General features: G+C 57.6%; 18 protein-coding genes. 6 read left to right on the top strand and 12 right to left on the bottom strand.

All coding sequences use genetic code 11. From position 1 onward, the window contains the following. Positions 1-73 precede the first annotated feature (73 nt). The 3 genes from glgD to HMPREF7545_RS00420 form a co-directional block, all read right to left on the bottom strand. On the bottom strand, positions 74-1,180 hold the full coding sequence (gene glgD, locus HMPREF7545_RS00410; RefSeq protein ID WP_006693675.1) for a glucose-1-phosphate adenylyltransferase subunit GlgD: 1,107 nt from the start codon (positions 1,178-1,180) through the stop codon (positions 74-76). 30 nt (positions 1,181-1,210) lie between these two features. Next, positions 1,211-2,365, bottom strand: a complete 1,155-nt coding sequence (locus HMPREF7545_RS00415) for a glucose-1-phosphate adenylyltransferase (RefSeq protein WP_006693676.1) — start codon at positions 2,363-2,365, stop codon at positions 1,211-1,213. 234 nt (positions 2,366-2,599) lie between these two features. Then, positions 2,600-3,178, bottom strand: coding sequence for a TetR/AcrR family transcriptional regulator (locus tag HMPREF7545_RS00420; protein ID WP_040571062.1), 579 nt, complete (start codon positions 3,176-3,178; stop codon positions 2,600-2,602). A 171-nt stretch (positions 3,179-3,349) separates the two neighbouring features. Here HMPREF7545_RS00420 and HMPREF7545_RS00425 point away from each other — a divergent pair, with 171 nt between their 5' ends. From HMPREF7545_RS00425 to HMPREF7545_RS00435, 3 genes are all read left to right on the top strand, one after another. Then, a complete protein-coding gene (locus HMPREF7545_RS00425; protein WP_006693678.1) occupies positions 3,350-5,218 on the top strand; it encodes a heavy metal translocating P-type ATPase in 1,869 nt (622 codons plus the stop codon). Between the two features lie 41 nt (positions 5,219-5,259). After that, positions 5,260-5,526 (top strand): 30S ribosomal protein S20, encoded by a 267-nt coding sequence (gene rpsT / locus HMPREF7545_RS00430; protein WP_006693343.1) that lies wholly within the window; start codon positions 5,260-5,262, stop codon positions 5,524-5,526. A gap of 233 nt (positions 5,527-5,759) precedes the next feature. Then, positions 5,760-6,929 carry an MFS transporter gene (locus HMPREF7545_RS00435; RefSeq protein ID WP_006693680.1) on the top strand — a complete coding sequence of 390 codons (1,170 nt, stop codon included), beginning with the start codon at positions 5,760-5,762 and terminating at the stop codon, positions 6,927-6,929. A 30-nt stretch (positions 6,930-6,959) separates the two neighbouring features. Here HMPREF7545_RS00435 and HMPREF7545_RS00440 read toward each other — a convergent pair whose 3' ends face one another. Beyond that, complete coding sequence (locus HMPREF7545_RS00440) at positions 6,960-8,777, bottom strand: M48 family metalloprotease (RefSeq protein ID WP_040571100.1); 1,818 nt, start codon at positions 8,775-8,777, stop codon at positions 6,960-6,962. A gap of 173 nt (positions 8,778-8,950) precedes the next feature. Between HMPREF7545_RS00440 and HMPREF7545_RS00445 the strand changes: the two genes are divergently transcribed. After that, positions 8,951-9,463, top strand: a complete 513-nt coding sequence (locus HMPREF7545_RS00445) for a nitroreductase family protein (RefSeq protein WP_006693682.1) — start codon at positions 8,951-8,953, stop codon at positions 9,461-9,463. Between the two features lie 72 nt (positions 9,464-9,535). On the opposite strand, the gene eno is transcribed toward HMPREF7545_RS00445, so the two are convergent. From eno to HMPREF7545_RS00480, 7 genes are all read right to left on the bottom strand, one after another. Further along, positions 9,536-10,840, bottom strand: coding sequence for a phosphopyruvate hydratase (gene eno, locus HMPREF7545_RS00450; RefSeq protein ID WP_006693683.1), 1,305 nt, complete (start codon positions 10,838-10,840; stop codon positions 9,536-9,538). Between the two features lie 483 nt (positions 10,841-11,323). Next, complete coding sequence (locus HMPREF7545_RS00455) at positions 11,324-12,103, bottom strand: ZIP family metal transporter (RefSeq protein ID WP_006693685.1); 780 nt, start codon at positions 12,101-12,103, stop codon at positions 11,324-11,326. A gap of 124 nt (positions 12,104-12,227) precedes the next feature. Then, positions 12,228-12,899 carry a response regulator gene (locus HMPREF7545_RS00460; RefSeq protein WP_006693686.1) on the bottom strand — a complete coding sequence of 224 codons (672 nt, stop codon included), beginning with the start codon at positions 12,897-12,899 and terminating at the stop codon, positions 12,228-12,230. 34 nt (positions 12,900-12,933) lie between these two features. Further along, positions 12,934-14,226, bottom strand: a complete 1,293-nt coding sequence (locus tag HMPREF7545_RS00465) for a secretin N-terminal domain-containing protein (protein ID WP_040571063.1) — start codon at positions 14,224-14,226, stop codon at positions 12,934-12,936. 6 nt (positions 14,227-14,232) lie between these two features. After that, positions 14,233-14,772 (bottom strand): hypothetical protein, encoded by a 540-nt coding sequence (locus tag HMPREF7545_RS00470; RefSeq protein ID WP_006693688.1) that lies wholly within the window; start codon positions 14,770-14,772, stop codon positions 14,233-14,235. 69 nt (positions 14,773-14,841) lie between these two features. Further along, on the bottom strand, positions 14,842-16,290 hold the full coding sequence (locus HMPREF7545_RS00475; RefSeq protein ID WP_006693689.1) for a glucose-6-phosphate isomerase: 1,449 nt from the start codon (positions 16,288-16,290) through the stop codon (positions 14,842-14,844). Between the two features lie 19 nt (positions 16,291-16,309). Next, positions 16,310-17,665, bottom strand: coding sequence for a phosphohexomutase domain-containing protein (locus HMPREF7545_RS00480; protein ID WP_006693690.1), 1,356 nt, complete (start codon positions 17,663-17,665; stop codon positions 16,310-16,312). 233 nt (positions 17,666-17,898) lie between these two features. Here HMPREF7545_RS00480 and HMPREF7545_RS00485 point away from each other — a divergent pair, with 233 nt between their 5' ends. Together HMPREF7545_RS00485 and HMPREF7545_RS00490 are read left to right on the top strand one after the other, a co-directional pair. Further along, complete coding sequence (locus tag HMPREF7545_RS00485; protein WP_006693692.1) at positions 17,899-18,855, top strand: AEC family transporter; 957 nt, start codon at positions 17,899-17,901, stop codon at positions 18,853-18,855. A 15-nt stretch (positions 18,856-18,870) separates the two neighbouring features. Continuing rightward, positions 18,871-19,824 (top strand): AEC family transporter, encoded by a 954-nt coding sequence (locus HMPREF7545_RS00490; RefSeq protein ID WP_006693693.1) that lies wholly within the window; start codon positions 18,871-18,873, stop codon positions 19,822-19,824. Positions 19,825-19,937: 113 nt separating this feature from the next. Here HMPREF7545_RS00490 and HMPREF7545_RS10325 read toward each other — a convergent pair. Beyond that, positions 19,938-20,149, bottom strand: a 212-nt coding sequence (locus HMPREF7545_RS10325; RefSeq protein ID WP_006693694.1) for a PepSY domain-containing protein, incomplete at its 5' end; no start/stop codon positions are given.

Genomic DNA, 20,149 nt, shown 5'->3' on the forward strand with positions numbered 1-20,149 from the left:
AGCCGTTAGCTCTTCCCGTCCATGCGGCTGGACTGTATAAGGAACCGCTAACGGCAGTTCAAACGACGCTGCGTCAAATCGTTATATTCTTCTTGATCACGAGCGGATACTCCGGAGCTCCCTTCAGCCATTTCTCCGCTGTAATAACAACGTTCTTGTCACAGATGACATTCTCGACGAGCGCGCCGTCCTGAATCTCGCATCTCTGCATGATGATCGAGTTGCGGATCTTCACGTCCCTGCCTACCTTCACCCCGCGGAACAGGACGCTGTTCTCCACCTCACCGCGTACAATGCAGCCGTTCGCGATCAGGGAGTTCGCGACCTTGGCCGTTTCCTTGTACTGCACCGGCACGCCGTCCTTAACCTTTGTGTAGATCGGGCGATCGCCCATAAAGAGCTCCTGCCAGACCTCCGGATCGAGGATCTCCATTGTCGCACGGTAGTAGGTGGACATGGAATCCACATGCGCCGTGTATCCGTTGTGCTCATGGGCGAACATCGTATACTCCGCCGCGCGCCGGATGATCCCGTCGAGGACAAAATCCCGGCCGCCGCGCTCATAGGCATGCCGCACCGTCTCAACAAAGATGCGCTTGTCCATCAGATAGATGCCCATGGATACCTTCATGCCGTGATAGGCCACAGGCTTCTCGGATATGTCCAGCACCAAGCCGTTCTCTGCCGTCTCCAGCACAATGTTGTTGCCCGTATTCTCGTCAATCGTCGTATGCGATACGAGGGTGATGTCTGCGCCCGTATTCTGATGGAAGCGCAGGATTTTATCAAAGTCCACGTTGTAGACGAAGCTGCCGTTCGTCAGCAGAATATAGCGCGAGGACGCATGCTCGATGAAGTCCAGGTTGTGATAGAAATTCTTGAGATCCCCCGTGCGCCGCTGCGGATCTTCATGCACCGCAGGCAGGTAGAACAGGCCGTCATGACGACGCGCCAGATCCCAGTCCTTTCCGGAGCGCAGGTGATCAAGCACGGAGCGCGGCTCATCGGGCAGCATAACCCCCACCTTGCTCACTCCGGAGTTGACCATGCTCGAAAGTGCAAAGTCAATCAGCCGATACCGCCCGGCAAAGGGAATGGATTCAACCGCACGCCGATCGGCGAGTTCACGAATGAAGCTCCCGTCTTCGTGCAGGTTGATGAGTCCCATTACGGTATTCATGGTATCTTCACTCCGTTCTCTTCGGACTGATCAGCCGACGCGCTGCGCGGTCGATGCGGCACTCACGGTCTCCCCCTCGGGAATGACCGTGATCTGCGTCTCCTCGCCGATGACCCGTGCTCCCTCCTCCATGACAGCGTGCTGCGCGAGAATCGCATAGTCAACCATTGCACCGTCGCCTACGACGGCGGACGGAAGCAGAACGGAGTTGCGCACAACGGCCCCCTTTCCCACGCGAACCCCGGGGAAGATCACAGAGTTCTCGACGGTGCCGAGGATCATCGTTCCCTCGCTGATCATCGAGCGCACAACCCGCGCATCCTTTCCGACAAACTGCGGCGGCATCGAGGGGTTGAACGAGTAAATGCGCCACTTGCCGGAGAGCTCAAACGGCGGCTCATCCTGCAGGAGATCCATATTTGCCTGCCAAAGGCTCTCGATCGTTCCGACATCTTTCCAGTAGCCGCTGAACGCATAGGAGTAAAGGCGCCCTTCATCGGCGAGCATCTTCGGAATGATGTCCTTGCCGAAGTCGTGGCTGGACGTCTCACTCCTCGCATCTGCTGTGAGATACTCCGCAAGATAGTCGCGGTTGAATATATAGATGCCCATGGAGGCAAGATTGCTCTTCGGCTTTGCCGGTTTCTCCTCAAACTCGACAATCCGTCCGCTCTCGTCCGTGTTCATAATGCCGAATCGCGGTGCCTCATCCCAAGGAACCTCGAACACGCCGATCGTCGCCTGTGCCTTGTTCTTCTTGTGGTGTTCGAGCATCCACGCATAGTCCATCGTATAGATGTGATCCCCCGAGAGGATCAGCACGTACGCGGGATCCGCCATGTCGATGAAGTTGAGATTCTGGTAAATCGCATCTGCCGTACCGCGATACCATTCGGCTCCCTTCTCCTGCGCGTACGGAGGCAGAACGAACAGCCCTCCGTCACGTTTATCAAGATCCCATGCGCTGCCCGAACCGAGGTATTGGTTCAGCTCCAGCGGACGGTACTGCGTCAGCACGCCGACCTTCTCGATGCCGGAATTGACGCAGTTGCTGAGCGGAAAATCAATGATGCGGTATTTCCCCCCGAACGGAACCGCCGGCTTTGCCACCCGCTTTGTGAGCGCGCCCAAGCGGCTGCCCTGGCCGCCTGCCAAAATCATTGCCAAGCACTCTGTTTTTTTCATAGGTACTTCTCCCCTCGAAGATACCGGGCGGTATCCCCAACATATATGACAGGACAAGCCGTGCAGGCGCACCGTACAGCCGCACATCTTGCCGCATTACTGCCTGCTTGCCGGATATTCTTTCCATCTTGCTCTTGTCTTTCCTTTTCTCTTCTTTATATTTATATTATCTATATTTATTCGATAAACAGACCGAATTTCCTGCAAGATATTGATCATGCTTTCAGCATTTTTTCATTTTAATGTTCGGTCCGATCCGCGAAAAATCGGTGCAATAACCGCCGCATACATTTCCGTCATCTCCTCCGGCGTTCGCGCGTATCTGCCGCGCATCCACCATTCCACCATCAACACGAAGCTGCCCGTAATGTGGCTGATGAGGAAGTCGTCAGGGAGCGCATGATCGTGCAGAAATGCATGCCCGCGTGCGGTTAGTGTCTCACTCAGCTTTTCCCTGAAATAACGGAGGAATAGGTCCCTGCTCTCGCAGGTCAGGAGACTGCGTATATTTTTCTGCTGATCCTGCATATGATAGAGCATGTGTGAGATGATCATCGCGGGATTGTCCGGGTCGTGGGAGAAGTCATGGCTTCCCTCGTCCGAGACATCCTCGAGCACATGGGAAAACATGTCCTCGCACATCGCGCGCAGGAGCATATCCTTCGTCTCGAAATGCGTGTAAAAGGTGCTGCGCCCAACATCCGCGGCATCAATGATATCCTGGACCGTAATGTTTTCATATCGCTTGCATGCGAGAAGCTCATGAAATGCGGCAAGAATTGCCGCACGCGTCTTTTTTCGGCGCCGCTCCATATAATCTCCCCTCTCCGCATCCCGCTGGATAAACATTTTGCACGTTTTGTCCTGTAACGAACATTTTCGGCGAACTGTTTCTTACGATTGTTTCGCACTTATTGTACTATATGTCCAGAACTGAAACAAGTTCTGTTTTGCAGATGCACATCTCACCAGGGAGGTTTCTATATGCTTCATGAATGGCTCAAAAGCGCGCCGCGTCCCACCTTCGCCTGCGCGATCGTGTCACTCCCGGCACTCGCACTGAGTTTCTTCGGCGGTGCGGAGCAGATGCTTGGCTTTGATCCCGCGTGGGCCGCGATCATACTCTGCGGCGTTCCCATACTCCACGTCGCCGGGCGCGGTATTCTAAACGGCTTTGACATCCGCGCGGGCGTTCTCGTCTCCATCGCGCTCATTGCGGCCATCGTGACGGAGGAATACTTCGCCGCAGGCGAGGTTGCCCTCATCATGCAGCTCGGTACCCTGCTCGAGGACTGGACGGTGGACCGCGCGCGGCAGGGCATCGAGAGCCTGCTCCAATACGTCCCGCAGACAGCGCATGTCCTCCGCGATGGGAAAGAGTCCCTTCTGCCCGTTGACGAGATTCGCCGCGGCGATTTGCTTCGGATTCATGCGGGCGAGGCGATCCCCGTCGACGGCATTCTAACCGAGGGAGAGTCCGCCGTCGACGCATCGATGATGACGGGAGAATCCCTCCCCGTCGACAAACATCCGGGCGATGCGCTCATGAGCGGTACGATCAACACCTATGGCATCTTCACGATGCGTGCGGAGCGGACCGGCGCGGATTCCTCCCTCCAGCGCATGATCGCGCTGGCACGCGATGTCGATGCCAAGAAGGCCCCCATCGTCCGCCTCGCCGACCGCTGGGCATCCCGCCTCGTCCTCGCTGCACTCGTCTGTGCAGGCGCAATCTGGTGGGGCACGGGGGAGTTCATCCGCGCGGTCACCGCACTCGTTGTTTTCTGCCCCTGCGCGCTCGTCCTGGCGACGCCGACCGCCGTCGCAGCTGCAATCGCCAACCTCACGCAGCGCGGCATTCTGATCCGGAGGGCAGATGCTCTTGAACGCCTTGCCAAAGTAGATACGATCGCCTTTGACAAGACGGGGACGCTGACCAGCGGCACCCCGTCCGTGATCGCCGTACAGTCTCTCTCTGATGCATACGCGGAGCGGGATATTCTCCGCCTCGCCGCCGCGGCCGAACAGCATTCCGAGCATCCGCTCGGGCGCGCCGTCACCGCTGCTTGGCGGAATACGGGAGAGCCTCTTCCCGCCGTATCCGGAGCACAGGTTCTCGCAGGAAAGGGCATCTCTGCAAAAGTGGGCGGCAAGGGCATCACGGTCGGAAAACCGACGCTCTTTTCACTCCCGGAATCTGCCTTGGATTTTACGGTGCGGTACACACAGGATGGAGCAAGCGTCAGCGCTGTCGCAGCCGATGACAAAATCGTCGGCATGATCGCCCTGGCAGACTGCATCCGCAGCGATACGCCGAAGGCCATCACCTCGCTGCGCCATCTCGGCCTCACCCCGCTTCTCCTCACCGGCGACAATGCGCGCGTCGCAGAGCATATCGGCACACAGGCAGGCATTACAGAAATCCAAAGCGATCTCCTGCCGGACGAAAAGATGAAACACATCGAACGCAGAGGACCGTTCATCGCTATGGTCGGTGACGGCGTCAACGACGCACTGGCCCTGAGATCCGCCTATGCCGGCATCGCCATGGGCGGCATCGGCTCCGACATCGCCGTCGCGTCGGCAGACGCGGTACTCGTCAGCGATGACATCCGCCGCCTGCCCGCGCTTATCCGCATGGCGCACCGCACAATGAAAAAAATACAGCAAAATATTATCTTTGGCCTTGCAATCAACTTCATCGCGCTCGGCCTGTCGGCTGCCGGCATCCTGACTCCCGCGACGGGGGCGCTCTGGCACAACGCGGGCTCGCTCTTCGTCGTCGTGAATGCGGCGCTCCTGCTCACAGTCGCGAAGAAAGAAAAAAATATTGCATTTTCTGCACCCGTGTGATAGAATGGCTCAGTACATTTTCAGTCGAGGGGGTGAACGATTTGCCAAACATCAAGGCATCTATTCTGAGTGTAAAGTCTGACGCCAAGCGCCGCGCGCGCAATGTTGCAGAGAAGACGCGCGTCCGCCGTGCGATCCGCAGCGTCAATGACGCTGTCGCCGCCGGCAATGCGGATGAGGCGAAAACCCTCCTCGTTGCGGCATACAAGTCCATCGATCAAGCGGCTGCAAACAACGTCTACCATAAGAACGCTGCAGCGCGCAAGAAGTCGCGTCTTGCCAAAAAGGTCAACGCGCTGGCACAGTAAGATATCAAAAACGCCGTTCCATTCGGAATGGCGTTTTTTGATGTCAATTTTCCGGTTGTGATCAAACCATTTTCTTAAACACATGGAACCCCAAAGGCGACGATGCCGCGCCGAAGTCCCCGATAAAAAAAGCAAGCACGTTTTCCTTTACATGATATATTCTCCGTAGTATATTGAAAAATGGTCACATACACAGCACGCAGCCGTACCATCAGAAAACGAAAGGTCGTCCCATGAAAAGTATAAGGAGTGAAGCGCTCTGGACACGCGAATTCCTCGGTCTGAGCCTGAGCAATTTCCTCATCTACGTCACGCAGTATGCTATGATCGCGGCGCTGCCCATCATCATCATGACGGAGTACGGCGGCGGCGATGTGGAAGCGGGGCTCGCCATGACATTCTTCCAGATCGGTACGGTCGCTGCGCGTCCTTGGGCGGGGATCCTCATCGACGCGGTCAATAAACGGCGCCTCATGATCGGGATCACCGTCCTTTTCTTCCTCGTCATGACTGCATTCGCCTTTGCTGCGGCACTCTCGGTCCTTTACGGACTCCGCCTGCTCCACGGCATCATCTTCGCCGTGTCGACGACAACGGCGGCGGCGCTTACGGCACTCATCCTCCCGCCTGCACGCAAGGGAGAGGGCATCGGATACTTTGCCCTCTCGACAAATCTTGCGATGGTCATCGGCCCGATGATCGGACTTTTGATGATGGAGCATTTCTCAGCGACCGTGCTCTTCTTTACGCTCAGCGCCCTCGCCGCACTCTCAATTGCCGCCGGCGGAATGCACGATCTGCCGGATGCGGTTATACTGCCGCAGCGAACCGCGTGCACGATTTCCGTAAGCACGTTCATTGAGCGCCGTGCAATGGCGCCCGCTCTCATCGCAGGCATTCTCTTCTTTGCCTACGGCAGCGTGCTTACCTTCATCCCACTTTATACGCGCAGTCTCGGGCTCGCCGCAGAGACGAGCCTCTTCTACGCATGCTATGCGGGCGCAATTCTCGTGACGCGCCCCTTCATCGGACGTATCTTTGACCAAAAGGGCCCGGATTACACCGTCTGCCCGGGGCTTCTCCTCTTTGCCGGAGGAATGGCCCTCCTCGGCAGCATCACAGAACTCTCCGGGCTGATCGCTGCCGCACTGCTCCTCGGCATCGGTTTCGGCGCGGTCACCCCTGCACTCCAAACACTTGCCGTGCGCAGCGCTCCGCCTGCGCGTGCGGGCGTTGCGACCGCAACTTACTTCTGGTCGCTGGATATCAGCGTCGGACTTGCTGCCGCAGGACTTGGCGTTGTTGCCGTCACCTGCGGCTACGCGTTCACATACAGTGTCGTTGATGTGTTCGTCATTGCCCTTGGCGCACTCTGCTACGCTCTTTGGCGCAGATGTGCATAATATGAAAGGCGCGGCTCTGCCGCGCCCTTTTTATTTGCCGCCGTCTGCCGGGCGGCTTTTTTTGTCTGCCTTCTCACGCAGAGACTTTTCGTTTTCCTCGCGCACTTTCTTCTGCTCCTTGATCCGCTTCTCATAGGCGCGCTTGTCCACGGATTCCAAATACGCGTCCGGGATCCTGCCAACTGCCTTCGGCTCAACGGCATAGAGTTTTGCAAAATACGTGCGTGCCTGCTCCTGTTCGCCCATCTCATCGTAGAGCTCCGCCGCAATCAGATAGCCATACGGATTCTTCGCATCCGTTTCGATGGCCTTCATCGCGTCGGCAAGCGCCCCATCGCGGTCGCCCATCATGCGGAGCACATCCGACCGGTTCAGCCATGTGTAGACGTCCTTCGGATCCTCGGCGACCCCCTTGTCTGCGTCCGCCCGCGCCCGCGTCCAATCCCCTCGGACCGCATAGGCACGCGCACGGATAACGTAGCTGACTGCGCGGCTCTCGTCATGCGGCGAGGCAAAGACACGCTCCATGAGCATGAGCGCTCGTTCACTGTCGCCATAGTCGCTGTATGCGTCGCTGTTCTCACGCATCTTCTTGATCGCCTTCGCATCGGCATTCTCGACTGCCGCACGCTCTGCTGCGCGCGCGTCTGCGCGTGTTTTCTCCTCCGCGCGCAGCTTTTCCCGCGCCCCGCTCTGCGCCTCTCCCGCATAGGCATGATGCACGAGTTCCACAAGGCGCGCGCCGGCTTTCTCCTTCGCGAGGAAATACACGAGCAGCTCATTCACACGCGGATCACCGCTGAGCACAGCGCCGCCGTCACGCGTGACCGAGAGGCCCCACTCCGCCGGGGAGTCATAGTCATGAAAGGCACGCGCGAGCGCACCCGCAGCGAGATAGGCGTTCTCGGGACTGTTGTCATACTCCTCATCGGTCCACGTCACCGTGAGGAGCGGCGTCCCGTCGATGCATATGGTCTTTCGATCTACAACCGTCACATGGCCCGCGCTGTAATCAGTCATAAAGCCGGCGAGCTTTTCTTCGCGCCGCTCTGTTGCCGGGTGATCCGAAAAATCATCCTGCGGCAGATTTTTTTGCGTCGGGTCCTGATACTCCGCGAGTTCCTGCGTCACATAGGTCAGGTAGTATCCCATGCGCGCCATCGCCGCTGCGCCGCCGCCGGGGTTAAAGCCCGCACTCGTCATGATGCGGAAGCCCCCCTCGTCGGCCTCATATTCTGAGGGCAGGGTAACATTTTTTGCAACGGAGTAGCCCACGAGTGCGTTGAGCTTGTTCCAGTCCATCAGACCTGCGTCCATATTGAGAAAGCTGAGCCCGTAGAACTGCGCTGCCGCCTTTGCGTAGTTGTGCGCGCTGTGCTGGCGAATGCCGTGCGTCATCTCATGCCCGAGCACCGCGGCAAGCTCGTCCACATTTCCATTGAGCCCGCGGATCAGTCCGCGGTTGATGCTCACATAGTCCGTCGGATAGCAGGCAGCATTGAATACGGAGCTGTCTGTCACTGCCCATGTAAAGGGCAGCGAGTTTACGCGGAGGACATAGTCGCCGTCCCGCACGAGCCGCTGCATGATGGTGTCGATCAGCACGGTGTCGCGTGCATTGTGCGTGCGCCCATTCTCTGCGATGTCCTGCCGCTCGCTCTGCACCTGCGCGTTCACATCATTGCCGAGCGCGAGCACTGCGCCGAGTGCGGAGTGATATGCACCGAGGACACCGAGCGCCTGCGCCGCAATCCCCCACGCGTCAATCGCCTCCGCACGCGCGGGCGGGAAAAAAATTCCCGTTGTTATGGTAAGCGCGGCAAGTACCACACATAATTTCTTTCGCATCATCCACCTCATTCTCCATGATATTGTTTGTTATCATAGCACATCTTTCTTAAGGAATCACTGGTAAAATGAACTTCATATCCGTGATTTCCCGTTCTGCGGAAACATATTCCTCTTGCCATATGTGATATACTAATATCAGTAATGAATGAGTAAATGAAGGAGGAAGTATTATGGAATTCAATGAGCTCATTCGTGATCGTTTCTCCTGCCGCGCGCTTTCAGATCGGGAGATTCCGCACGATGTCTTAGGCCGCATCTTCGAAGCAGCACGCCTTGCGCCGACGGCCGTCAACAAACAACCGTTTAAGGTCTGGGCGATCCAGAGCCCCGCCGCCCGTGCAAAACTCGCGGAGGCAACGAACTATACCTTCGGTGCCGGTGTCTTTCTCGTCGTCGGAGGAAAAGCAAATGAAGCATGGGTGCGCTCCTATGATGAACGCAACTTCGCCGATGTCGACGCCTCTATCGTCGCGACGCACATCATGCTCGCCATCCACAACGAAGGCCTCCGCTCGACATGGGTCGGACACTTCGACGCACCGAAGCTGAAGAAAGCATTCCCCGCAATGGCGGACTATGATCTCATCGCGCTCTTCCCCGTCGGCTACCCGACCGAGAAGGGTCTCCCCTCTCCGCGTCATCCGCAGCGCAAGAGCGCAACGGAGATCGTGGAGGTCCTCTGAGTGACACCGGCGTCCTCGGATAGAAAAATCCCCCGCAGCAGCGGGGGATTTTTCTATCCGAAACGAAAGATATTACTTTGTGAAGTTGAATGCGCGCTTGCCCGGATAGACTGCGCTGCTGCCGAGCTCTTCCTCAATGCGCAGGAGCTGGTTGTACTTTGCCACGCGCTCGGAACGCGACGGTGCGCCCGTCTTGATCTGTCCCGTATTGAGCGCGACCGCGAGATCGGCAATCGTCGTGTCCTCCGTCTCGCCTGAGCGATGCGACGTAACCGCCGTGTAGCCTGCCTTGTGCGCCATCTTGATCGCCTCGAGCGTCTCGGAGACGGAGCCGATCTGGTTGAGCTTGATAAGAATGGAGTTGCCCGCGCCGAGCTCGATGCCCTTCTTCAGGCGCTCCGTATTCGTGACGAAGAGATCATCGCCGACGAGCTGAACTTTGTGCCCGAGCGCCTTCGTCATCGCCTTCCAGCCGTCCCAGTCCTCCTCATCGAGACCATCCTCGATGGAGTAAATCGGGAACTGGTTGATAAGCGACTCCCAATGCTTGATGAGATCATCCGACGTAAATTTCTTGCCGGACTTCGGCTGATGATAGAAGCCCTTGCCCTTCTCGCGGTCCTTCCACTCAGACGAGGCCGCATCCATTGCGAGAACGAAATCCGTACCGGGCTTGTAGCCGGCATTCTCGATCGCCTTGAGGATATGCTCGATCGTATCTTCATCGGAGTCCAGATCCGGAGCAAATCCGCCCTCGTCGCCGACCGCCGTCGTCTTTCCTTCCTTCTTGAGGAGCGCCTGCAGAGCGTGAAACACCTCCGTCGACCAGCGCAGCGCCTCACGGAACGTGGGAGCCCCCGCCGGCATAACCATGAACTCCTGCGTATCCACGGAGTTCGTTGCGTGCGCGCCGCCGTTGAGGATGTTCATCATCGGCACGGGCAGAACGTTTGCCTGAAGGCCGCCGAAGAAGCGATAGAGAGGGATATCCTCAGACTTCGCCGCCGCATCCGATGCCGCAATCGAAACAGCAAGGATCGCATTCGCACCGAGCTTGGACTTGTCCTTCGTACCGTCCAGATCGAACATCGCCTGATCGACCGCGTAGATATCACATGCCTCGAGGCCCGCAAGCGCGGGAGCGATCTTTTCATTTACATTCTTGACAGCCTTAGAAACTCCTTTGCCGCCGAATTTCGCCTTGTCGCCGTCACGCAGCTCGAGTGCCTCGAACTCCCCCGTCGATGCCCCCGAGGGAGATGCGCCGCGGCCGATCGAACCGTCTTCGAGAACGACCTCCGCTTCGACTGTCGGATTGCCGCGCGAGTCGATGATCTCACGACCGATAACCTGGGCAATTCTTAAGTAATCACGCATGAATATTCCTCCTCATCACCAAACAACCCGAGCATCCCCCCGAATACACGATCTTCCCTGCATTCTCCCTGATAACTCTTATCTGTCATTATACGATTTTTCATAGGAAAAAGCAATGCAGGAGCCGCCTCCCCGGAGCGATTATCCGTGTCTTTTCCGATATTTTTTAAAGACATCTGAAAACCATATAGAACGCAAAAGTTTTTACTGAATTTCATTCTTATTTTGTATTATGTGACTCGGGTCACACAATTTTCAAAAAAAATGTGCTATAATACAAACTGTCAACGGGAACCGCGAAACGTCCTCCCCGACATTTTCCCCCGTTGATCATCCCTCTTATAGGAACGTTTCCCTGCGTTCCTCTTGTAAGGAAAATACCCTTACATCCCATTTCTCAAGCCGCAGGTTTTCCTGATCTGCGGCATCCCTTTCCAGGAAAAAGAGCCGCCGGACTAATGCCGGCGGCTCTTTTTCTGCTTATTATCCCAATGCTACATCGAGCATCATCATGAGTGAGAATCCCGCGGCGAACGAAATGACGCCGACATCCGAATGCGTGCCCTCGCTCATCTCCGGAATCAATTCCTCCACGACAACATAGAGCATCGCGCCGGCCGCAAATGCAAGTGCATAGGGCAGTATCGGCACGATAATCGCCGTCGCAAGAATCGTAAGCGCACCGCCGATCGGCTCGACCGCACCGGAGAGAACGCCGCCGCCGAAAGCGCGCCATTTTCCCATCCCTGCCGCACGCAGAGGCATCGAGATAATCGCCCCTTCGGGAAAGTTCTGGAGCGCGATGCCGAGCGAGAGCGCAAGTGCTGCGCCGAGCGTAATCCCCTCACTCCCGCTCAGCCAGCCGGCATAGATGGCGCCGACGGCCATGCCCTCGGGAATATTATGCAGAGTCACAGCAAGCACGAGCATCGTCGTCCGTGAGAGACGGCTGTGCGGTCCCTCGGCTTTCTTCGCATTCATATGCAGATGCGGGATGATATGATCGAGCAGCAGGAGGAAGAGCGTCCCTGCCCAGAATCCCGCAACCGCCGGGATGAAGGCAAATGATCCCATATCGGCGGCACCCTCCATCGCCGGGATCAAAAGGCTCCAGATTGACGCCGCGACCATAATGCCTGCGGCGAACCCGGTCAGCCCGCGCTGCACACTGCGGTTCAGCGCGTCCTTCAGAAAGAACACGCAGCCCGCACCGAGTGTCGTCCCAACGAACGGAATCATCAGCCCTTCAATGACTTCCAGCATAAATTTCACCTCTTATGCGGAATATTATAGCACGTTCCCTTCGGGGCAACAAATGATATATTTTTCAATCATACATAAAAAGAGCGGCGTACATCATTTTACGGATGTACGCCGCTTCTTCCTATTATTCCAATGTGACAATTTTATTTTTGAGCACATAGACAAGCGCCTGCGTGCGGTCGTTGACCTTGAGTTTGTGAAAGATGCTGGTCAAATGATTCTTAACCGTCTTTTCGCTCAGCCCCAGTGCTTTGCCGATGTCCTGATTGGAAAAGCCCTTTGCGATACAGCCGAGGACATCCATCTCGCGTGGAGTGAGGCGTTCGCCGCGGCTCTCGTCCCAGATCTCCTTCGCCATGCGGCTCACATCTCCATAAACCGCCGTACTGCCGAAGAGGCGCTCGGCCAGCTTCGGATAGACGAAGGGGTTGCCCTCGTTGACCATGTGGATCGCCTTGATGAGCACACTCGGCTCCACGTCCTTGAGCAGATAGCCGAGCGCACCGTTCTTGAGGAGCTCGAGCACATAGTTGTCGCTGTCGTGAATCGTGAGCGCGATGATCTTTGTCCGTGTGCGCGCCTGCTTAAGCTGCTTCGTAACGTCAAGTCCGGTAAGCCCGGGCATGTTGATATCGAGAAGGAGGATATCAGGTTTCAGCATGAGCGTTCGCGCGAGAGCTTCCTGCCCGTCTTCTGCCTCGCCGACGACCTCGAGATCATCCTCGAAGTTCAGCACGCGCTTAATCCCTTGCCGCAGCAGTGCGTGATCATCTGCAAGTAAAATCCTGATTGCCACTTAGATCTCCTCTTTTCCGTCCAGCCTTCATACATTATGTCTCATCCAGCACATGCGCTGTGAGAAAAATCATGAGTTCGGTCTCGGTCCTGCTCGTCCGCACAGAGCGAAAAAATGCGCCGAGAACGGGAAGATCCCCAAGAAACGGAATCTTCGAGAGAGAACGTGATTCGTCGCTGTCGATGAGTCCGCCGATGACCATCGTCTCTCCATTTTTCAGACGAACGGTCGTATCCGCACTCCTCTTCTGAAAGCGATACGCCTTCAGATCTTCGACATAGACGGGCGTACTGACTTCCGTGTGTACACGCGCCACAATATTCCCGTCTGCCGTAACGCGGGGCGTATAGCGCAGGATAATTCCCGCCTCGCGGTACTCGATGCCGGTTGTCGTGACGTTGTTGGATGTCGCCACGCGCGGCACAGGAACCTCCGCACCGATGTTGATCAGCGCCTCACGGCCTTGGATCGTCGTAACATTCGGGCGCGCGAGCATCTTCGCCTTGCCCTCGGTGATGAGGGCGCGAATCGCCGCAGAGTAGTAGAACTCGTAGGGAAGTCCCTCCGGCCCTCTGCCAAATCGGATAATGCCCGGTGCGCTTGTCCCGCCGGTCCCCGCATTGCGCTCTCCCACCCGCCAGCTGCCTCCCCGATCATATTGGACACGGGGATACTGCGGAAGAGATGACCACGACCAGTCGACGCCGAGCTGCTTGGCCGCCTCCTTGGATATGGCCACAACACGCGCCTCAAGCGACACCTGCTGCGGCTCCCTGTCGAGCGCGGAGATAATTTCGCGCACGGCAAGAGCCTCTGATTCCGTCCCATAAAAGAGCAGCGTATTTGTCGCCGTATCAACAAGGACGCGCTGTTGTGCGTCAGAATCAGAATCTGAGCCCTCATTTTCTCTCTCATCATTATTTTTCGACACTATCGCGCGTTTTCCTTCACCGGTAAGGGATAAATTTGCTGCATGCGCCAGTTCCTCCGGATCGGCGAAGCGCACCGCATACGTGTGCACGCGCCGATTCTCCCCGCGCGCATCCGCACCGAAAGCGAGAAAGACGCCCCCGTGCCGTTCGATATGAATGCCGCGCGCAGCGGCAACGAGGTGCAGCACCTCCTCCGCCTCACCGGTCAAATGCGCCGTCACCGTCCCGTCAACCCTGTCATCGACGATGAGCGGCAGATTCCCCATGCGTGCGACGGCAAGCAATACAGTGCGCACATCCCCGCCCGTCACATTGATTGTGACAGGCGCAGCGGCCGCAGGTACAGAAAGAAGCATCATACACACGAGTGCAGCGATCGTCATCCGTTGTCTCATACATTCCTACTCTCTCATCAGTGTAACCGTTCCGGATGCTGCACGCAGCGTCGCTGTCGTGTCCGTCAGTCCTTCCAGTCGGTATCCGTGCCACTCTTCTCCCACGGTCAGCGCTGCGCCCTCTTCTCCCTGTCCGAGAACGGCGATGCGCGTACCGTCTGCGGAGGTCACTACGCCGTGCAGGACAAGCGGCAAAGCAGGAGCCTTCTTTTCTGCCGGTGCCGCAGGGACCGCAGCCGCCGCTGCGGGAGGCATCTGCATTGCTTCATGTACAGGCAGCGGAGATACAAAGGCTTCTCCCGCACTCTCATGTGCCGCCGAAAAAGGGTTGCGCAGGGGCACGCGCTCCGCCGCCGCAGAAAGACCCGTGATCTCAAGATGCGGCGAAGGCGCCTGTTCCAAATGATGCAGAACCTCCGGAGGTGCAGGTGCATCCTCCCATGAGAGATACAGCCCTCCCGCCGCGGCAAGTATGACAATGCCGAATACAACCGCCTGCCGCACAGAAAGCGACGCGATGTATGCCCTCCATGTGCCGAACACCATGACCTCCGTCCATACAGAAAGGGACTGCCGCAGCAGCCCCTCCTCATACGGGGCGCAGCGCCCCCTCTTCTATCCCTTGAGTGCCTGCAGTTTCGGCCCCATGATGCGCTTGTACGCCTCGACCCCCGGCTGGTCGAACGCATCCACGTCCGCCAGCTCCCCCTCATAGGCAACGGACATGGCAAGCAGATAGAGCAGTTCGCCGAGATGATACGCATTCAATTCCGGCAGTGCGAATACGGCGCTGTACCGTTTGTTCGACGCAAGCGCGTCCGCATTCGACTGGCGGGCCACCTCGAGCGCATCCCCCATCGTAACGCCCGCAATATCCGCAAGTTTCTGCACATTCGGGAAGGCATTCGGGATGACCAGATCATCCGCCCACTGATCGATGCGGATGAACTGCACCACCTTGTTGAGCTTGCCCTCCTGGTGCTGCTGCGTCTGCGCATGCATGTCCGTTGTCCCGACCGCAACGACCGGCGTGCGCCCGTAGCAGACCTCCCTGCCTTCCTTGTTGAACTGCTTGCCGAGCGACTCGGCAAGCAGCTGGATGTACCACTCAGAGACGGACTTCAAGTAGTCGCCGTAAGGCATCATGACCTCGATGTCGCGCCCGTGCTTCTCGGCTGCAGCAAACTTGAGCGCCGCATTGAGCATCGCAGGATTCTGCCAGAGGTCATCGTTCTGACACGCCTCGTCCATCGCGCGGGCGCCGGCAAGGAAGTTCCCGATGTCAAAGCCTATGCATGCTGCGAGCGAAAGGCCGACCTCGGTAAAGACGGTGAAGCGGCCGCCGACGCCGTTGGGGACGGCAAACTGCTTCCATCCCATATCCATCGCGAGCTTCTTGAGAAGCGTCGGCTTCTCCTCGTTCGGATCGGTAACGGCAACGACCTCGACCTCCACATTGTCTGCCTTCATAAATTCATCGTACATCACCATGAAGTTCGACATCGTGTCGAGTGTTCCGCCCGACTTCGAGATGACGAGCAGCATGATGCGCAGCGGCTGTCCGCCATGCGTCTTTTTGATCTGCGCGACATCCTTCAGATGACGGATGATGTCGCCCGTGCGGCGCGGGTCGATGTTGTTCCCGCTGAAGTAGATGCGCGGATAGTTATCGCGCTGCTCGTTCGAGAGCGAGTTCCACAGCTCGCCGCAGTGTACGTCGAACAGCACCTTGTTCCCGAGGAAGGAGCCGCCGATGCCGAGAGAGATCACCACGTCCGTGTTCCTGCGGGCGTATTCACCGAACTCCTTGAGCCGTGCGATCGACGCAGGCGAGTTGATATGTCCGTCCGCGATGTAGGGCGTCTGCGAAAACAGCACCTTCTCCGGTTCGCCGTCCTTCGAGAGATGTCCGCGGATAAAGCCCGTCGCCCGCATGACCTTCATTGCCTCGTGCGCGTTCTTCAGATCCTCCGCATAGAATGCAAGGTCGGCATCCGTTACCTTGCCCTCGCCGTAGAGATTGTCATAGTCGAATGTAAATCCGGATTTCAGTATAAGACTCATCACTGCCTCCTTCCTGCACTCAGGCCCGAATCTCCGCAAGCAGCTCGTCGGTCTTTTCCTTCAGCAGCGCCTTATCCTGCCGCGTCTCAACGTTCAGGCGAATAACGGGCTCGGTATTGGACATGCGGAGATTGAACCGCCATTTGTCGAACTCCACCGAGAGCCCGTCCACCTTCGTCACCTTGCCCCCGGGGCCGTATTTCGCCTCGATGCGGTCCATGACAGCCTTCGCATCAGATACGGTGCTGTTGACCTCACCGGAAGTCGGGAAACGATCCATGCGCGCCTTCATGAGCTCGGACAGCGTTTTCCCGCCCGACGCGCTCATCAGCTCCGCCACGAGCAGCCATGGAATCTGACCGCTGTCGCAGTAGGAGAAATCACGGAAATAGTGGTGTGCGCTCATCTCGCCGCCGTAAATCGCATTGACCTCGCGCATCTTGTCCTTGATGAACGCATGCCCGCTCTTGCACATAACGGGCTTGCCGCCAAGCTGCTCGGCAATCTCGATTGTGTTCCAGATGAGGCGCGGATCGTAGATGATGCTCGCACCTTTATTCTTTTTAAGGAACGCTTCCGACAAAAAACCGACCATATAGTAGCCCTCGATGAAGCCCCCCTTCTCGTCGAAGAGGAAGCAGCGATCGAAGTCACCGTCCCACGCCACGCCGAAATCCGCGCCCGTCTCACGCACGACCTTCGCCGTCGCCTCGCGGTTCTCCTGCAGGATCGGGTTCGGCACGCCGTTCGGGAAATTTCCGTCCGGCTCGTTGTAGACTTTGACGAGCTCGAACGGCAGGAACTTTTCCATCGCGTTGATGATCGGCCCCGCTGCGCCGTTTCCCGTATTGACAACGATCTTGTAGGGCTTCAGCCTGCTCACATCAACGTAGGTAAGGATGTGTTTGACATAGGCATCAAGCACGTCCGCCTTTTCGATCTTCCCGGGCACCGCCGCAGGCGCAGGGTAGGTCTCGCCCACGACCATCGCCGCGATGTCCTTGAGTCCCGTATCGCTCGAGATCGGACGCGCCTCTGCACGGACGAACTTCATGCCGTTGTACTGCTTCGGATTGTGACTCGCCGTGATCATGATGCCGCCGCCGAGGCCGAGATGTGCCGTTGCGAAGTAGATCATCTCGGTGCCGCACTGCCCGATGTCCACGACATCGCAGCCGGCTTCCGTGAGTCCCTTTGTGAGCGCATCGCGGATCGCAGGTCCGGACAGGCGGATGTCATGTCCGACGGCCACCTTCTTCGCTCCGAACAGCGTGGGGAAACTGCGCCCGACGCGGTAGGCAAGCTCCTCGTTGACCTCGTCCGGATAGATGCCGCGTACGTCATATGCGCCAAAACCTTTGTCTATCACTGCCATGTAACGTCCCCTCCTCCTGGGATGCGCCCGGCGACGCTCCCCCTCACACCCTTGTCCTCCGACTCGACCGCGGCGGCTCATAACAAAATGCTGTACAATATAAATACTTATTCGCCGTCATTCTCTCCTTTTCCTGTCTTTTCCATCAAAATCTTGAGAAAGTTTACATTGCAATTGACTTGTGCTAGGATGAACCCGTCACAGGATGTATTTACGGAGGTAAGGGGAGCGTTATGAATGAAATCAACACGCGGCTGATCTACCTCGGCACCGATCTGATCCTGCCGCTCATCGTCGGCTATCTGCTCTATCAGCGCCGCCTGCTCTCGGATGCGGCGGTCAATCTGCTCATCCGCATCAATGTCGTCGTCTTCTTCACGCTGCTCTCACTGTTCAGTTTCTGGGCACTGCCGCTCACGCGCGATCTCGTCATCCTTCCGGTATTCTTTGCGTTTATCATTCTCTTTCCGGGCTTTATCAGCTGGCGTTTTCTCGGGCGGCGCTTTCACAGTCCGATCGACCGCGGCACACACCTCATCTCCGCATTGCTGTCAAACATCGGCACGCTCGGCGGCATCTGCGCCTACATTATCTACGGAGAGCGCGGCTTTGCGTACGCACAGATCGGCGGCGCCTGCCAGAATCTCATCCTCGTCCTCCTCGCATTCCCGGCCGCGCAGTACTACTATCTCCTGCATAAAAACCGCGGACGCCGTGCGCGCCTTGAGGGACGCGGTTTCTTCGGACTGCTTGTCTCCTGGAATCAGATCAGCATTCTCGGCATGGCCGCCGGTCTTCTGCTGAATGCGGGCGGCGTTGTGCGGCCGCCCGTCCTGTCGGATGCGTTCGGCTGTCTCATCCACGTCTCCGCGTGGTTTGCCATGCTGCCGGTCGGCTCTCTCATCAATTTCCGCCGCGCACGTCATTTCGTCTATCTGACGCTCGACATGATCTTCCTCCGCTTCCTCCTCGTCCCCCTCGTCACATTCTTTGCGGCCCGCCTCATCATCAGCGACCCGCTCGTCCGAAATGCGCTCGTCATCTTTGCGAGCGTTCCGGCGGCGATCAATGCGACGCTGACTGCGCGCCTCTATCAGCTGAACGTCGACTACACAATCGCCGTCTTCCTCGTGACGACGGTCCTCTATCTGATCGTTCTCTTTCCCGCCGTCTTTTTCCTGTTTCGCTAGAAAGAAGCGCTTTGCTTGGACACCTCAGACTTTCGCATCATCTATCTCTTTACCGATCTGCTCCTCCCTCTTATCGTCGGCTATCTGCTCCATCAGCACGGCAGGATATCGGATGTGCTCATCAGCCGCATCCTGCGTCTGAACGTCATCGTCATCTACACCATACTCGCGCTCATGAGCTGCTGGACGCTCCCCATCTCATGGGATCTCGCCCTGATCCCGATCTACGGCATCCTCATCGTCCTCTTCCCGGGCGTCGTCGGCTGGGCGTTCTTTATCCGCAAGTACCACAATCCCCTCGACCGCGGCGCCTACCTTGCCAATGCCATGATGTCCAACATCACGACCCTCGGCGGTGTCTGCGCCTTCATTCTCTACGGCGAGCAGGGATTTGCCTACGCGCAGATCATGGGGATCTTCCAGACGCTCATGCTTGTCCTCACCGTCTTTCCAATGGCGCAGTATTACTATCTCCAGCATAGGAATCACGGCAGGGGCGGAAAGATCCGCCTGCATTTCCTCGACATCTTCCTCTCGTGGAACCAGCTCAGCATCCTCGGCATGGCCGCAGGACTTGCGCTCAACGCGGCCGGCATCGAACGCCCGCCTGCCGCCCAAACGGCATTCGAAGGCCTCATCCACTTCGGCGCATGGTTCGGCATGCTCCCCGTCGGCGCGCTCGTAAATCTCCACCGCGCGCGGCGCTATGCCCCCTATACCCTCGATCTCTTCGCCCTGCGCTTTCTCATTCTCCCCGCATTTATGCTTGCAGTCTCCTATCCGTTCGTCCGCGATCCCGTTCTCCTCGGCGCCATCCTCGTCTTCTCCGTCACGCCGGGCGCCATCAACTCCGTCACCGCGGCAAAGCTCTATCATCTCAACGTCGATTACACCATTGCAGGCTTTCTCACCACGAGCATTGCCTTCTTCTTCCTCGTCTACCCGGCGCTCTTCTTCCTGCTGCGGTGATGTGCATGCCCCACACAGAGCGTTCTTCCCCGCATGCGCTTTCGAGTCGATACTTCTGCGCATAGAAAAACAGCGGCCCTCACGGCCGCTGTTTTTCTATGCATCAATATCCCTTAGAAAATATCGTCGTCCACATCCGCCTTGCTCGAGAGCACCGTTCCCGTCACGGCGTCGATGCGGAGTTTGTACTCCACGTTCCCGGCATAGCACTTCACCTTGTAGACGGGGCGGAAGTCCGGCTGCATCATTGGACGCTGTGCAGGGTCCTGCTGCGGCCCCGCCGTCGGCGCAGCTGCAGGCGCCGGCTGCACGGCACCATCTGCCG

The sequence above is a fragment of the Centipeda noxia ATCC 43541 genome (assembly GCF_000160555.1).
GTDB lineage: Bacteria > Bacillota > Negativicutes > Selenomonadales > Selenomonadaceae > Centipeda > Centipeda noxia.